We start from the raw sequence: 14,779 nt of genomic DNA, 5'->3' as shown, positions 1-14,779 counted from the left end.
GAAGACATTGACAAAAAAGGAAACAAAAGTAGGGACAGCGATGTAGTTCTATGTACCCTCCTTTGCTTACACAAAAAAAGTGGGGTCTCCCCCACTCAACCATTTTAGGAATACGCCGGCAAATACTCCCCATGCGCCTCAATTAACTCATCGCAAAGCTTGACGGTATCATCAATCGACAGCTCGGCAGCGGTATGCGGATCAAGCAGCGCGGCTTGATAGATGTGCTCTCGTTTTTTCGTCATAGCGGCTTCCACGGTGAGGAGCTGCGTGTTGATGTTGGTGCGATTCAAGGCGGCGAGTTGTTCAGGCAGCTCGCCTACATACGTAGGCGCAATCCCGGAACGATTGGCCACACATGGCACTTCTACGCATGCTTTCTCCGGTAAATTGGAAATCAAGCCTCCGGTGTTCAAGACATTGCCGCCGAATAAAAACGGCGCGTCGGTTTCCATCGCTTCGATAATGCGGGACCCATACTCAACGGAGCGTTCATGAGTAATGTTTTGGTTCTCCACAAGCTCTTCCTTCATGCTTTCCCACTTCTCAATTTGATCAACACAGCGGCGCGGGTACTCATCAAGCGGAATGTTATATGCATCAATCAGCTCTGGGTAACGCGACTTGATAAAATACGGGTGATACTCGGCGTTGTGCTCCGATGACTCGGTCACATAGTAGCCGAAACGCTGCATGAGTTTAAAGCGGACCATGTCGTCATGTGTTTCTTTGCTCTTTTCTTTCGCGCGGCGCTTAATTTCTGGATAAAGATCCTGGCCGTCTTTTTTCACTTCAAGCAACCAGGCCATATGGTTGATGCCGGCAATTTTTTCTTTGACTCCCGTAGGATCCATATCGAGTCGCTGAAATAAATCTTTGGTGCATACTTGAACGCTGTGGCAAAGTCCGACATTGTTGACGTTCGTGTGATGCGACATCGCCCCGGTTAGAGTGACCATGGGGTTGGTGTAGTTCAAGAACCACGCGTCCGGTGCGACTTCCTCGATGTCTTTGGCGATATCAAGCATGACGGGAATCGTTCGGAGCGAACGGAAAAGGCCACCGATGCCAATGGTGTCGCCGATCGTTTGCCTAAGCCCGTATTTTTTCGGAATTTCAAAATCAATCATGGTACTTGGCTTGTATCCGCCAACTTGGATGGCGTTGATTACATAGCGAGCGCCTTGGAGAGCTTCGCGACGGTCATCGTAGGCCTTAATCGTAATCTCAGCGTTCACGTTTTCCTTTAAGTGAGAGAGAAGCTGCGCGGACTCTTGTAAGCGAACGGGATCAATATCGTAGAGTGCAAATTCAAATCCTGCTAGAGCGGGTACATGCATACAGTCCCCTAGTACATTTTTGGCAAAAACGGTGCTTCCGGCGCCGATAAAGGTCAGTTTTTTCAATGGTTACCCTCCAGTCAGTCGTTTCGTTGTTCTTAGTATAAATCGCTTTCCATACGGAGTAGTAGAAAATTGCTGTTGTATTTAAGGAAAATATTGCGGTGTTTTTATGATTGAATGACCCTGCTCGGATAGAGTAAGCTTAGGAAGAAGCGGGGGGATTCTATGGCGGAATTAGAACAAAAAACAACGTATGGCTTCCGATTCCAAGACACTTCCTATCCGTTCATGATTAATATTTGGAACGTCGGATGGGAGGTCCAAGACAAACCAAGCTACAGCTGGGATGGCCAGCAACGCAATGACAAAGATAAAGTTGTTTTTCAGTACACACTTTCGGGGACAGGGGAGCTGGAGCTCGAGGGCCAGTTGTATACTATCGGCCCACAGCAAGCGTTCTTTGTTTCTTTGCCAGGCAACCATCGCTATTATTTTCCTGAGAACGCGGGGGAACCGTGGGAATTTATTTATGTGACGCTTGAGGGAGAGGAGGCTTTGCGGATGCATCAGTCGCTGACGCGCCAGTATGGCCCGGTGTTAACGATGAACCGGGACGCTGAACCAATACATCTGCTTTTCCAGCTCTATTTTGATACCGTTGCTGGGAAGGTTGATGATGCGTATCTTGGCTCAAACAAAGCCTACGAATGGCTCACTTCTTTGTTTCGCTTGATGAAGGGACGCGGCGGACGGACGTTGAAAGATCCGATCGCAAAGGCGGTTCATTATATTGAAACGTCGTTTGCCGAACCGTTAACAGTGGATCGCCTTGCCGATCGAGCAGGGCTCTCGAAGTATTATTTCATTAAGCAGTTTAAAGAGGAACTGGATATTACGCCGATGCAGTACGTGGCGATTGTACGGATGAAAAAAGCGGCGGCGCTCCTTTCACAGACAGATGTTCAGGTTGCGGAAGTGGCGCACGCGGTTGGATTCGATGACCCCAACTATTTTAATAAGGTGTTTAAAAAAGTTGTGGGGACTTCGGCAAGTGTCTTTCGGAAAACAAAGGAGAAGAATATTGTTACTGAATGGTAGGGTTGGCCGTGTGCCAACCTTTTGTCTAGCTTCGACGGGCAGAAACTCGTTAATGAACATTTACTAAATAAAAGTTACTATTCGATCTGATTGAAGAATAATTGAAGAATTCATCGAAAAATAATGATTGAAAGCGTTTGATTTAACTGGTATGATGTCTATATATTTAGTAAATATAACGAATAAATTTACGTATAGGTGTTCAAGGAAGGGAGCTGCCGCCGTGGCGACAATTCAAGATATTGCTCTTCGTTCGAATGTTTCTAGATCGACGGTTTCACGTGTGTTGAATAGTGACAAAACACTTTCCGTTAGTGTGGAGACAAGAGACAGAGTGTTAAAGGTTGCTAGGGAGCTGAACTACACGACGGTTCAACAAAGGAAAAGACAGCGAAACGCGAAGGTAAACCTACACGCACGAGTAGGGGTCTACATCGCACTTTCCAAAGAAGAGGAGCTGGGTGACCCTTATTTTCTCTCGATTCGCAAAGCGATAGAGCGGGCTTGTGATGAGCAAGGTCTACTAGTAACAACCTTATTTTCGTTTGCAAATCTTCATGAACGTAAAACCAACGAGCAGTTAGATGGATTTCTTGTCATCGGGCGGATTCCTGAAGAATTGATTGAACGAGTAAAAGATACGAAGACGCCTATTGTTTGCATTGATTATTCTCCAAATGTACGTAAATATGATTCCGTTGTGCTTGATTTTGAAGCGGCAACGAATGAAATCATTGACCACTTGCTCTGGGGAGGGTACAAACGAATTGGTTATATTGGCGGGCGACAGTTTGAACATCGAGAAAAGAAGCTGAAGGATGATGACCCACGGCAGCTGGCCTTTCAACAGCGAATGGAGCGAGAAGGTCTCTTTTGCGAGAATGATATTCACGTGGATCAATTTACGATGAGCCATGGCTATGAATTAATGGGGGCTGCCATTGAGCAAGGGGATTTGGCAGAGGCCTATTTTGTTGCCAGTGACCCCATGGCAGTGGGGGCATTAAAAGCCATCTCTGACGCTGGCTTGCGTGTTCCTGAGGATGTGGCGCTTGTAGGGTTCGATGACATCGAAATCGCGACATTCGCTAGTACGCCCCTTACGACGGTGCGTGTGCCTACAAAAGAAATGGGGGAAATTGGCGTTAAACTCTTGATTGAACGGATGGAAGGTCGAGAGCTCCCTCTGAAGATCATCGTTCCGACAGAGTTAGTTGTGAGAGAGAGTTGTGGCGTAAAGCTAAAACAGGAGAGGGAGGACGGACAATGACCGAAGGGTGGAACTGGGCGGTAGGGCTTAGCCCCTAACGCTTTGTATGCTTATGCTAGGCTGATCGAAGGCGGCCTTATCCGTTTAGAAGAAGATAAACCATTTTTGAAATCGTTATCATTTTTTTGAACCCACTGTTCTTTCCCGAACTGCAAATGCGTCACAATACGTTGAGGAGGGATCGTATGATAAGGAGAGTTTGTCAACTTGGCAGTGTTTTGATGTTTAGCACAGCTTTGGCCGCGTGTAGCACAGAAACAGAAACGGAAACGGAGTCTGTCGATTCCCAGGGAGTCAAGCAGCTAACATTTTCGGCCTGGGGGAACCCGGCGGAACAAGAAGTGTACCAGAGGGCTGTGGATGAATTTAATGAGATGCATGACGATGTCGAAGTCTCCATGACGGGGATTCCAGCCGATAGTTATTTTCGAACGATTATGACTCGGCTCCAAGGAGGGCAAGCGCCTGATGTATTCTATGTAGGAGCTGAAAACATTTCCACGTTAATCGGGAATGAGACCATTGTGGAGTTATCGGACTTTTTAGAAACGGATGCGTCTCATGTAACGGCGGATGAGTTTCCAGAGGATATTTGGGGAGCGGCCAAGCAGGACGATCAGATCTACGGACTATCGGTGGATTCCAACCCCATGTTGATGTACTACAACAAGACGTTGCTTGAAAACGCAGGCGTGAAGTCGCCTCAAGAGCATTATGAAGAAGGCAACTGGAATTGGGAAACGTTTGAACAGGTGACTGGTCAGTTGAGGGATGCTGGATATTATGGCTTTGTGCAAGAAGGAGGTCATGCTGATATGCTCAGCTGGGTCTGGACAAACGGAGGAGAATTTTCCAATGAGAACGATGAGATCGTCGCTGACCAGGATGAGCGTACGCTGGAGGCCCTTGAATATGTGCATCGAATGGTGCAGGAAAACCATTTCATTTTTGCGGGCACGTTGCCACAAGGCCAAGGCGGGGATGCGATGTTTGTCTCTAATCAGGTTGGTTTTGTCGCAGCCGGACGCTGGCTCACGCCCCTTTTCAGCGAGTCTAATTTGGAGTTTGACTATATTCCGTGGCCGACAAATACAGGCAATCAGATGGAGCCTGCAAACATCGCCACCGCTTATATCGCCGCCAATCAAGAAAGCGATCACTTAGAGGAAGCGATGCAGTTTATTAGCTACTATGCTTCACAAGAAGGGCAATCCATTCGTCTCGAGGATGACGGGAATGCCGTTCCTTCGGTTGAAGGCATTGAAGATATTGTTACGGAAGCACAGGTACCAGAACATAGTGAGTACTTGATCGAGGCCCGAGATATCGGGAACGTCATCTCGCTTGAGTACCAGGCAGCGGGTCTTGATGTCGACTTGGCTGACATTTACGAGATTATGCTAATTGGGGACATGGAGCCAGAAGAGGCGGTGGAGCAGGCGGCTGATCTTTCTAGGCTGATGCTTGAGACCGAATAGTGAAAAGATCAAGAAGAGAGGTGTGAAGAACCTTGAATAACCATAAACGAAAATGGTGGGGCTACTTTTTTATTGGCCCTCAGTTGATTGGATTGCTTGCGTTTTCTCTTATTCCGCTTGTGAGCTTGTTTGTTCTCAGCTTCATGGAGTGGGACGGATTTGGGACCGTTGAATTTATCGGCTTTACCAACTATATTCAGCAGTTCAACCACCCGCATTTCATAACGGCGCTCTGGAACACGGTTTATTATTCAATTCTCGTCATTCCAGGAGGGATCATTGCAGCCTTGCTTGTGGCTCTTGCCTTGAACAAGGTGAAGGGGAAAGAAGTCTATCGCGTGTTTTACTTTATGCCGGTGGTGACGAGTGCTGTATCGATTGGTGTAATTTGGATGTGGCTCTTGAATTCAGACTTTGGATTGATCAACCAGCTTCTAGGCTATATCGGGATTGATGGTCCGGCTTGGCTGGTTAACACCGATCTAGTGCTGCCTTCCATTGCCGGTCTGAGTATCTGGTGGGGGCTTGGCACCAATATGGTCATTTTTCTTGCAGGTCTTCAAGGCATCTCGCGCAGTTATTATGAAGCGGCGGAGATCGACGGAGCCAACGCCTTTCAAAAATTCCGTCACATCACCATGCCACTGCTTTCACCGACAACGTTCTTTGTCGCGATTATGGCCGTTATCACCTCGTTTCAAGTATTTGACCAAGCGTATGTGATGACTCAGGGAGGGCCCGGGAAAGCGAGTTACACACTGGTTTATCATATCTACGACCGCGCGTTTGACCGCTTCACGTTCGGAGCAAGCGCCGCCTCAGCGATGGTGCTGTTTGCGATTATCTTAGTCTTCACGTTGATTCAATTCTCCGTATCAAGAAAGTGGGTGCATTATGAAGACGGCGGAAAATAACATCGAACGTCCACTAGGTAAGAAGCCCAACATGAAACCAAAGCAGAAGCGTAAAGTGAAGCCGAGCACGATCCTTTTGCATATCGTTCTTGTACTTGGAGCTCTTGTTATGGCAGGCCCTTTTATCTGGATGGGGTTGAGTAGTTTAAAGTCGTTCGAGCAGATTTTTGCGATTCCGCCGGTCTGGATTCCTGATCCGTTTGTTTGGAGCAACTTCACGGAATCCTTGCAGGCAATGCCCTTTGGCCGTGCCTACTTTAACAGCTTCTATATCTCTGCGATCGTTGTCGGAAGTCAGCTATTAACCTGTTCAATGGCGGCCTACGCTTTTGCTAAAATCTCTTTTCCAGGATCGAAAGTCTTGTTCATTCTTTTCTTGGCGACGATGATGGTGCCGATGCAGGTGACACTGATCCCACTTTATTTGATCATTGACTGGATTGGCTGGCTCGATAGCCATCTTTCCATCATCGTACCCAATGCACTCTTTAATGCGTTTGGCGTCTTCTTGCTTCGGCAGTTCATCATGGGCATTCCAAAGGAAATGGAGGAAGCGGCGATTATCGACGGTGCCAACCCGATCCAAATCTATGCGCGGATTATTTTACCACTGGTCATGCCAGCACTGGCTGCATTTGGGATTTTCTCTTTTATCCAAAGCTGGAACAACTTCATCCAGCCGCTCGTGTTCTTAAGCTCAACGGAGCTCTTTACCGTGCCGCTGATGCTTGAGACGTTCAAGGGTCTGTATGTGACAGACTGGCCTTTAATGATGGCAGGTGCGACGATATCCGTGGTTCCGATCCTAGTGGTGTATGTGATTGCACAGCGTCATATTATTGAAGGGATCGCTCTTACTGGCGTGAAGGGGTAAGCGATAAACAAAAAAACAAGCAGGCTTCGTAGAAGCCTGCTTGTTTTCCGTTCGCCCAGCCTGAGAGGGATGGTTTCATTGGAACTATTTACCGAACATATATTCTTAATACCTCTTGAATATCGAACGCATATTCGTATACACTGAAACAACAGTGAAGGAGGGAAGGGGGATGAAGAAACCAAAAGTGATTTTTCTTGTCGACATGCAGTCGTTCTTTGCATCAGTGGAACGTGCGAATCATCCGCAGTATGAGCGGCAGCCTCTCGTTGTCTCTGGGGACCCGGCACGTCGCAGCGGGGTCATCCTAGCGGCTTGCCCACTCGCCAAGAAAACGGGAATTAAGAACGGAGAACGTCTAGGAGAAGCCAAACAGAAGTGTTCGAATTTGGTCGTGGTCAGCCCGCATATGCAACAGTACATCGATGAATCATTAAAAATTACCCGCATTTTAGAGGGCTACACGGATCAAGTGGAACCATATTCGATTGATGAACAGTTTATGGATGTCACGGGGAGTCAGCGGCTGTTTGGGTCGCCGAGAACGATTGCGAAACAGGTGCAGGCGGACATTTTTGAGAAAACAAAAATTCGCGCAAGGGTGGGAATTGGCGAGAACAAAGTGCTAGCCAAGCTGGCGTGCGACAACTTTGCCAAAAAACGCACCTCAGGCATTTATCGTCTAAGTCAGGATGTGATCGACTTGGACCTGTGGCACTTGCCGATTGAGGATCTGTTTGGCGTTGGCGGGCGGATGTGTACACACCTCCGCAACATGGGCATCCGTACCATTGGCCAGCTGGCAAAGTCTGACCCAGGGCTCATTAAAAAGCGTTTTGGCAGGCATGGGCAAGTGCTGTGGATGAGCGCGAACGGGGAAGATGATTCGCCAGTGACGAGGAAGGCGCATGAGGCACGAAAAGCGTACGGCAATGGGATGACGCTGCCCCGCGATTATGTCACGAAGGAAGACCTTCGAGTGGTGCTATTGGAGTTATGTGAAGAGGTCTGTCAAAGAACACGGAAAGCCGGCCGGATGGGATCCACCGTCACGCTGTCGGTCATGGGAGCAAGCTATGAAGAAAAGAAGGGGTTTCATCGTCAATATACGATGGCGCTGGCGACCAATATTACGATGGAAGTGTATACGCATGTCTGTACGTTGCTTGATAAATTTTGGGAAGGGTACCCCGTACGAAAAATAGCGGTTTCCCTTTCTAATTTACAGAGCGATCAGGACTGGCAGCTTAGCTTATTTGAAGACAACGAGAGCCGAGATCGTCTTGCCCACATTGGCTATGTCATGGACGAGATTCGCGATCGTTATGGAAAAGGGGCGATCACCCGGGGGATTTCGCTCATGGAAGCTTCCCAGCTTAAGGATCGCCATCAAAAAATCGGTGGGCACTATAAGTGAGGGTCACAGCGACGGGCGCTATCAGCCAATCAAAGGGTAAGCATTCCTTGCTCACCCTATCAAAAAGACCGCCCCGCCCGGGAACGGACCGACAGACTCTCCGCAGAAGAGGCCAGGGATGCTTCCACCGGCCTCGCAAATCTCTGTGGATTCGTCCTTGACACAAAATCTCAAAGGGTCTTCCATGGTGGGTGATTAAGTGGCTAAAACATCGCGGTAGTCCGGATGGCTTTCAAACTCTTTTTCGGCAAACGGGCAAGCCGGGACGATGGTCTTGTTTTGCTCCCTCGCATCCGTTACCACCACTTCGACAAGCCGGGCGGCTATCCCTTGGCCACGCAGCGACTCGTCGACAAAGGTATGGTCAATAATAAGGGTATTCTGCTCTCCAGCTACAATCGTTATCTCAGCCACCGTGCGCCCTTGATCATCGTCCAGGTAAAAGCGGTTGGGTTCTTTTTTTACAGTCATCGTCATTTCCTCCTTGTACGTTTGTTAGGGAGAGACGCGCTCGATCCATTCGTCAAATGCTTTCGCAAAATGTTGCAACCGCAAGTGTGTGGCCTCGTCCTGAATGACGGTGCTTCCCTCTGTCCACAGCGTATCGGCGCTGTTGACCAGGATTTTAGGTGAAGGCATAACGTACGCTCCGACATGCGTCAGTACATGCTTCACCTGCAGCTGCGACTGAATCGTACCAGCTGTTCCAGAAGTGGCGCCAGCGACAGCGAACGGCTTCTTTGCAAGCAAGGACGGGTTAGAGGCGCGCGATGCCCAGTCAATGGCATTCTTTACGGTGGCCGGCATGCCTCCGTTGTATTCGGGCGTAACAATTAAAATCCCGTCGGCACGAGAAAATCCAGCCTGCAACGCTCCGACAGATGGCGGTTCACCCGAAGATTCAATATCCTCGCTGAAAAAAGGAACCTCGGACAAATCAATCTCCTCCGTCTCCCAGCGATCCAGCGCTACCTGTTCAATGGTTTCCAGTAATTTGCGGTTATACGAATCTGTCCGTAAACTTCCACAAATAACAGCAATTCTTCGTTTTGTATCTATGGTGACCTCTCTCCTCTCAAAGATCAATCTGAATAGAGTTATCCTTAAGGATAAGAGGCTTTGAAAAGGTTGTCAACGAGAACGAGGCGCCATCCCTCTGTTTAACCATACAGATCATTCCTCCAATGAAGCATGGTTAGCCAGAATCGTCTTGTTTCTCATCAAATTGTTCTTTAAACGTCCAAAACGAGACACGCTCCATTTCGTTTGTAGCCTTGACAAGTCGGGCGTTAATGTCTTGTTCTAAGTCTTCTCGCTCTTGGGGCGGTGTTGCTTGAAGTCCGCTCCTAATTCGACCCTCCATTAAGGCCAACACTTCCATAATCAATTCATTCTTTGTTTTAGCCACGAGCTTGGCCTCCTTTCTGTTGAAGTTGACGAAGGGCATGGGCTTTTAATTTGGAAACATTCTGAGGCGTGCAGTCCAGAAGTCCAGCGATTTCTTTATTCGAAAGCTGGTGAACGATCGACCACTCAAGCACGTTCTTTTTCTTTTCGCTAAACGATTGATAGAGTCGAACGCTTTCTTTATCCGTCAACAAATCAGGAATCCGTCGATCTACCGATTCAGCAGGGGAAGGCTCCTTTGAAGGAAGCTTGCTAAGCTCCGTTTGTGACTCATCTTGATCGAAACCGGCAGGAGCGTCCAGCGTTAGTTGACGATGATTCTTCCTTCGTTTCTGATCGTAACTCTTCACATAGAACGTGGATAAACGATCGATATACCGAATCATGCGAACCTTTAAGAAGAAGTCCTCAAAGCGTTCATCCAACTGTTTTGAGGCGCTCTGATCTCCTTTTTCAACCGTTCTTCTGAGTAAAGAAGCATGGTCTGGTTCGTCAATGAACGATTGAATCAGCGGATTTGAAAAGAAGCGGTGATTGATTTTCATAAAATGTTCAAGGGACATGTGCAAGAGCCACCTTTCATTTCTTGTACCTTCTCCTTTTAAAAAGAGAGAAAGCGAACAAAAAAACAACCAAACAAGAACATTCGTTCCTCTTTGATTCCAAAGGCCTGCTCTTTTTGGCAGGGCATGCAGTTTAGTGGATGTGGGGAAAAGCTAGGGTGGCCGGAATGTAGCGGATGCGAGAGAGCAGGCAGCGAATGTGGGGGAGAAAGCAACGGATGTGAGAGAGAAGGCAGCGAATGCGGGGGAGAAAGCAGAATCGGATCTGCGCGAGAAGGTCTAACTATATGTGAAAGGCTTTCGTAGGACTGACTCATAGTATTGATTTCCCTTAGGGGTAGCGGACAGAGGCTATATGGGTTAAAATAGAAACAGAACATTTGTTTGTGTTTTTTCTGGGTGGAGGTTGTTTTCTAGTAGATGAATCACTCTCTATATAGAAAGGGGGAGGGCTCTGCTATGGAAGATAGAGATCTTCAAATCTGCACGAATAGCTCTGTGTTTCAAGCGTTTGAAGAAAACAATCAGTCGTTTTTACACCAACCAATTGTCCGAGCCTATCTCGAAGATAAAAAGCACTATCTTCTCTATGTTCAAGCCATCTGTCAGCCTACGGAGGCAAATATTCGACAGTTGGACGAGTGTTTTCGAACGTTTTACTTTGAACGGCGAATGGTGAAATACGTCTCCGTGCTGATCTACCATCACGCGAGGGAAATGAATAAACGGTACAACCGTCATTTTGAGAGGCATCTCTACATCTTGGACAAGCCCATCGGGATGGGTATGGAAACGAGCGTCATGGAACGAATTGAAGACAAGAGGGCAAACGTCGAAGCAAGTCTTGAGGACCAGCAGCTGCTTTCTGCCCTAGAAGATCCTGTGCTGTTTGCGGCTCTGAAGGAGCTTTCTCCCAAGCAGCGAGAGGTGTTGGAATTGGTCTTTATGCAGGAGATGGAGTTAAAGGCGGTGGCCAAGCTGTTTGGAGACTCCCCACAGAACATCTCCAACATAAAGAGAAGGGCGCTGAAGAATCTACAAACAAAACTTCGAAAGGGGAGAAACCGATGAGCACTTTTGAAAATGAGCGCCTTTTACGAAAAATGGAGCCGAAAATTAGAAAAACGCTTCGCCACGTTCCGGCCCGTCAGCGTGAAGACGTCGAACAAGATGTGAAATTGAAAGTCATTGAAGCAAGCAGCAATCTTCGCTACAGCGATGTGCCTGGCTTTTTCCGACTGGCTGAGCTTGTGAAGGAAGAGGAGGGGGCGTATTCCACTGACACGCAGGTCCGACCGTCGAAGGAGAGCCCCTTTAGTGAATAAAGGAAGGATCCTTCCATTCGGTCCTTCTTCCCGCTGCCCTTTATATAAGCAGCAAAAACGAATGATAACATACGACGAACGGGGAAGACTAGATCCTATTGCTATGCTCAAACCCCAACGAAAGTCGTTTAAAGAGAGAGAAGAGCTTTGCCAATAAACGCAGCAATGGAAGCCCCTCCCGCGTGATCAACGGGGCATCATTTCTATCTAGGCAGCCAAGACCGATCACTAGTGAACAAGGAGCTGAAGGACAGATGAACTCAAACGCCGAAACACCGAAAGATAAGGGGTTGGATCACACGCTTGCTTTGCTGTCTGAGGGCTTTCAGTTTATCCCAAATCGACGCAAAGAATTAGGCTCCGATGTTTTCCAAACCCGTCTATTAGGGCAAAAGGTGATTTGCATGAGCGGGAAGGAAGCGGCGGAAGTGTTTTACGACGAGGAACGTTTTATACGAAAGGGTGCGGCGCCTCCAAGAATTAAAAAATCGCTCTTTGGAAAAGGGGGCGTTCAGGGATTGGACGATGCGGACCATAAGCATCGGAAGCTGATGTTCCTCTCATTGATGACACCGGAACGCTTAGACGATGTGGTGAACATCACGAGAAAGAACTGGCAAGCGAAAATCCCGGAGTGGGAAGAGGCGGAGCAACTCGTACTTTTCGATGAGGCGGAAGAAGTCATGTGCAAAACGGCGTGTGAATGGGCCGGCGTTCCTCTGGAGGGAAATGAAGTGAACCAACGCGCGAAGGAATTCGGCGAAATGGTCGATGCCTTTGGAGCGGTCGGTCAACGATACCAACGAGGGAAAAAAGCGCGGGAGCGTTCGGAAAAATGGATAGAAGCCTTCATCGAACAAATTCGTGCCAAGAAGGAGCGACCTGCGGAAAACACGGCCGCTTACGTGATTGCCTGGCATCGTGATAGGAAAGGGAAGCTGCTTGACAGGCATACTGCGGCCGTAGAGCTCATCAACATCCTTAGACCGATTGTCGCCATCGGCCGCTACATTACCTTTGGTGCGCTGGCGCTCCACGACTATCCGGAGGTAAGGCAGAAGCTTGAGAAGGAGGAAGAGGGGTATAGCAAGATGGTTGCCCAAGAAATTCGCCGCTTTTACCCATTTGGCCCATTTTTGGGAGCGCGGGTTCGAACGAATTTCAACTGGAACGGACATGAGTTTAAAAAAGGGACACTTGTCCTTCTTGACATCTACGGCACCAATCGTCATCCGGACCTTTGGGAAAAACCGGACGAATTCAGGCCTGAGCGCTTTAAGGACTGGAAAGGGAGCCCGTTTGCCTTTATTCCTCAGGGCGGCGGAGACCACTACATGGGCCATCGCTGTGCGGGAGAATGGGTAACGGTGATGCTCATGCAAGAGAGCCTCGAATTTCTAGCCAATCAAGTCACGTATGACGTGCCTGAACAAGATTTAAGCTACAGGTTAGGAAGGATGCCGTCTATTCCAAAGAGTCGGTTGGTCATCGCGAACGTCCGGAGAGCACATGAACCGTCCCAAACAACCTAGGCGCCTCTACGCATTCCCTCTTGTTTTTCGACTTTCTAATCATGGATAATAAGGGCAGGAGGGATGCATGTGGAACAAACACTGGGCGTGAATGACATAAGGTGTAACTTTTCGAAAAAAGAAAGAGATTCTATAGATACAAGCCAGGCGGAAGAGGAAGGTTCCGCAAATGAAAGGGAAGAATCGACGGCATATGAACCGAGTGACTGGCTACCGCGGAAAAGTCGCGGGCGTAAGAGCGGACGGGGGACGAATAAGAAAGCGAAGGCAAAACGAACCGTTTTCGTTCTTGTCGTCCCGCTCGCGGTGTTTGCAACGATGTTTGCTCTGCTTTTTGGGGAAGAAGAGCAAGAAGAAGCCATGCCCGTTTTTACAGAGCAAGAAGAATATGACACGCCACAAACAGGACTGGTACTCTCTTCCAATGAAGAGTTGGAGGCAGAAGGCTTGCCATTTGGGGCAGAAGTCGAGGTCGTAGCCGAAGGAAGCACTGGGTACTCACTGCAAGGCGGGGAAGTCATTGACGAGGAACATCTCTATATTCCCTCTGAGGCCGAGGGGGCCACAATCGGACTTGCAGAAGTCGCCCAAGCGATGCCAGAGGAGCTCGTTGGCATTTATTCCTATGTGCTTTCACAGATCGGCGAGGATATAGAGGAAGTGAAGAAGTGGCTCGTGGGGTTTGAGGAAGAAGAAACCGATGCTTTCGGATATCGCTACATCCATTACCCCCACGCATCCTTTACCTTTAAATGCGATGAGGCAGGTAGGATTGTGGCTGTACTTCTTGAAGGGATTCAGACAGACGCACTCGCCAGAGATTCCGCAATGATGAATGCGAAAACGGATGGGTATACGGTGCATTTGAATCTCTTGGAAGGGAGAGCAAGTGTCATGCTAGCTGAACAACAGTAGGGAGCCTTAAAAATGGTTATCCGAAAAACGAGGAAGCACCTGACCGCAATTACCCCGGGCGGGACGTTCAAGGATTGTGTCATGATTCAGGGTCCCTTAGGTAGAGGGAAAGGTCGGTGCGAATCATCTAAGGTCACGGTCACCACTCCTTTTGAAACAGCTATGTCACTTGTTTACTAATTCTAAACAAAGAGGTATGCTTACATAATACAACGCTAACAGAAAGGAGGGAGAACCAGTGGCCGATGACATCATTGACTACGAAGAAACCGGAGAGCCTGATGGAAATGAGAAATTTTTTGCGATGTTGATTTACTTGATTAGCTTCATTACAGCTTTTATCGGGCCGCTCGTCATCTGGTTAATAAAAAAAGATCAGTCGGATTTTGTCGATTATCACGGGAAAGAATACTTTAATTTCCTATTGTCGTATGTGATCTACAACATCATATCCGCCATCTTGATGATTGTTTTAATTGGGTTTCTTGGTTTCTTCATCCTGGGCATCATGATGCTGGTTTTTACAATCGTTGCAGCAGTGAAGGCGTGGGACGGTGTAGAGTACCGCATTCCTTTGACGATTAAATTTTTCAGGTAATGTTTTGCGAAAGGCCTGTTCAGCGTTGGCTGGGCAGGTTTTTTG

General features: G+C 48.2%; 16 protein-coding genes. 11 read left to right on the top strand and 5 right to left on the bottom strand.

Going from position 1 to position 14,779, the window contains the following annotated elements:
• Positions 1-104 precede the first annotated feature (104 nt).
• A complete protein-coding gene (locus tag AVZ68_RS08485; protein WP_059104111.1) occupies positions 105-1,406 on the bottom strand; it encodes an alpha-glucosidase/alpha-galactosidase in 1,302 nt (433 codons plus the stop codon).
• Between the two features lie 162 nt (positions 1,407-1,568).
• Here AVZ68_RS08485 and AVZ68_RS08480 point away from each other — a divergent pair, with 162 nt between their 5' ends.
• The 6 genes from AVZ68_RS08480 to AVZ68_RS08455 all read left to right on the top strand — a co-directional run bounded on the left by AVZ68_RS08480 (position 1,569) and on the right by AVZ68_RS08455 (position 8,394).
• A complete protein-coding gene (locus tag AVZ68_RS08480; protein ID WP_059104110.1) occupies positions 1,569-2,441 on the top strand; it encodes an AraC family transcriptional regulator in 873 nt (290 codons plus the stop codon).
• A 223-nt stretch (positions 2,442-2,664) separates the two neighbouring features.
• Entirely contained in the window at positions 2,665-3,711 is a 1,047-nt protein-coding gene (locus tag AVZ68_RS08475) for a LacI family DNA-binding transcriptional regulator (protein WP_059104109.1), read from the top strand.
• 185 nt (positions 3,712-3,896) lie between these two features.
• Positions 3,897-5,189, top strand: coding sequence for an ABC transporter substrate-binding protein (locus AVZ68_RS08470; RefSeq protein WP_059104108.1), 1,293 nt, complete (start codon positions 3,897-3,899; stop codon positions 5,187-5,189).
• A gap of 32 nt (positions 5,190-5,221) precedes the next feature.
• Complete coding sequence (locus AVZ68_RS08465; protein ID WP_059104107.1) at positions 5,222-6,103, top strand: carbohydrate ABC transporter permease; 882 nt, start codon at positions 5,222-5,224, stop codon at positions 6,101-6,103.
• Positions 6,104-6,134: 31 nt separating this feature from the next.
• Entirely contained in the window at positions 6,135-6,977 is an 843-nt protein-coding gene (locus AVZ68_RS08460) for a carbohydrate ABC transporter permease (protein ID WP_059104245.1), read from the top strand.
• A gap of 172 nt (positions 6,978-7,149) precedes the next feature.
• On the top strand, positions 7,150-8,394 hold the full coding sequence (locus AVZ68_RS08455) for a DNA polymerase IV (RefSeq protein ID WP_059104106.1): 1,245 nt from the start codon (positions 7,150-7,152) through the stop codon (positions 8,392-8,394).
• A 195-nt stretch (positions 8,395-8,589) separates the two neighbouring features.
• On the opposite strand, the gene AVZ68_RS08450 is transcribed toward AVZ68_RS08455, so the two are convergent.
• The 4 genes from AVZ68_RS08450 to AVZ68_RS08435 form a co-directional block, all read right to left on the bottom strand.
• On the bottom strand, positions 8,590-8,871 hold the full coding sequence (locus tag AVZ68_RS08450; RefSeq protein ID WP_302466624.1) for a GNAT family N-acetyltransferase: 282 nt from the start codon (positions 8,869-8,871) through the stop codon (positions 8,590-8,592).
• 18 nt (positions 8,872-8,889) lie between these two features.
• On the bottom strand, positions 8,890-9,480 hold the full coding sequence (locus AVZ68_RS08445; RefSeq protein WP_059104104.1) for an NADPH-dependent FMN reductase: 591 nt from the start codon (positions 9,478-9,480) through the stop codon (positions 8,890-8,892).
• Between the two features lie 109 nt (positions 9,481-9,589).
• The gene (locus AVZ68_RS08440) at positions 9,590-9,802 is read right to left on the bottom strand and encodes a hypothetical protein (RefSeq protein ID WP_245628093.1); all 213 of its coding nucleotides are present in this window, start codon (positions 9,800-9,802) and stop codon (positions 9,590-9,592) included.
• Positions 9,795-10,364: an RNA polymerase sigma factor gene (locus AVZ68_RS08435; protein ID WP_059104102.1), complete on the bottom strand. Its 570-nt coding sequence runs from the start codon at positions 10,362-10,364 to the stop codon at positions 9,795-9,797. The genes AVZ68_RS08440 and AVZ68_RS08435 overlap by 8 nt, the downstream gene beginning before the upstream one ends.
• A 459-nt stretch (positions 10,365-10,823) precedes the next feature.
• On the opposite strand from AVZ68_RS08435, the gene AVZ68_RS08430 reads away from it, so the two are divergent.
• The 5 genes from AVZ68_RS08430 (at position 10,824) to AVZ68_RS08410 (ending at position 14,734) form a co-directional block, all read left to right on the top strand.
• Complete coding sequence (locus AVZ68_RS08430; protein WP_059104101.1) at positions 10,824-11,435, top strand: RNA polymerase sigma factor; 612 nt, start codon at positions 10,824-10,826, stop codon at positions 11,433-11,435.
• Complete coding sequence (locus AVZ68_RS08425) at positions 11,432-11,689, top strand: hypothetical protein (RefSeq protein ID WP_059104100.1); 258 nt, start codon at positions 11,432-11,434, stop codon at positions 11,687-11,689. The genes AVZ68_RS08430 and AVZ68_RS08425 overlap by 4 nt, the downstream gene beginning before the upstream one ends.
• Before the next feature lie 254 nt (positions 11,690-11,943).
• Positions 11,944-13,221, top strand: a complete 1,278-nt coding sequence (gene cypC / locus AVZ68_RS08420; protein WP_059104099.1) for a CYP152 family fatty-acid peroxygenase CypC — start codon at positions 11,944-11,946, stop codon at positions 13,219-13,221.
• A 69-nt stretch (positions 13,222-13,290) separates the two neighbouring features.
• A complete protein-coding gene (locus tag AVZ68_RS08415) occupies positions 13,291-14,136 on the top strand; it encodes a hypothetical protein (protein WP_059104098.1) in 846 nt (281 codons plus the stop codon).
• A 238-nt stretch (positions 14,137-14,374) separates the two neighbouring features.
• Positions 14,375-14,734, top strand: a complete 360-nt coding sequence (locus AVZ68_RS08410; protein ID WP_437182686.1) for a DUF4870 domain-containing protein — start codon at positions 14,375-14,377, stop codon at positions 14,732-14,734.
• Positions 14,735-14,779 lie beyond the last annotated feature (45 nt).

The organism is Shouchella shacheensis (assembly GCF_001484965.1).
In the GTDB taxonomy this organism is placed as follows: domain Bacteria; phylum Bacillota; class Bacilli; order Bacillales; family Bacillaceae_D; genus Shouchella; species Shouchella shacheensis.
This window is presented reverse-complemented; position numbering and strand designations above follow the sequence as displayed.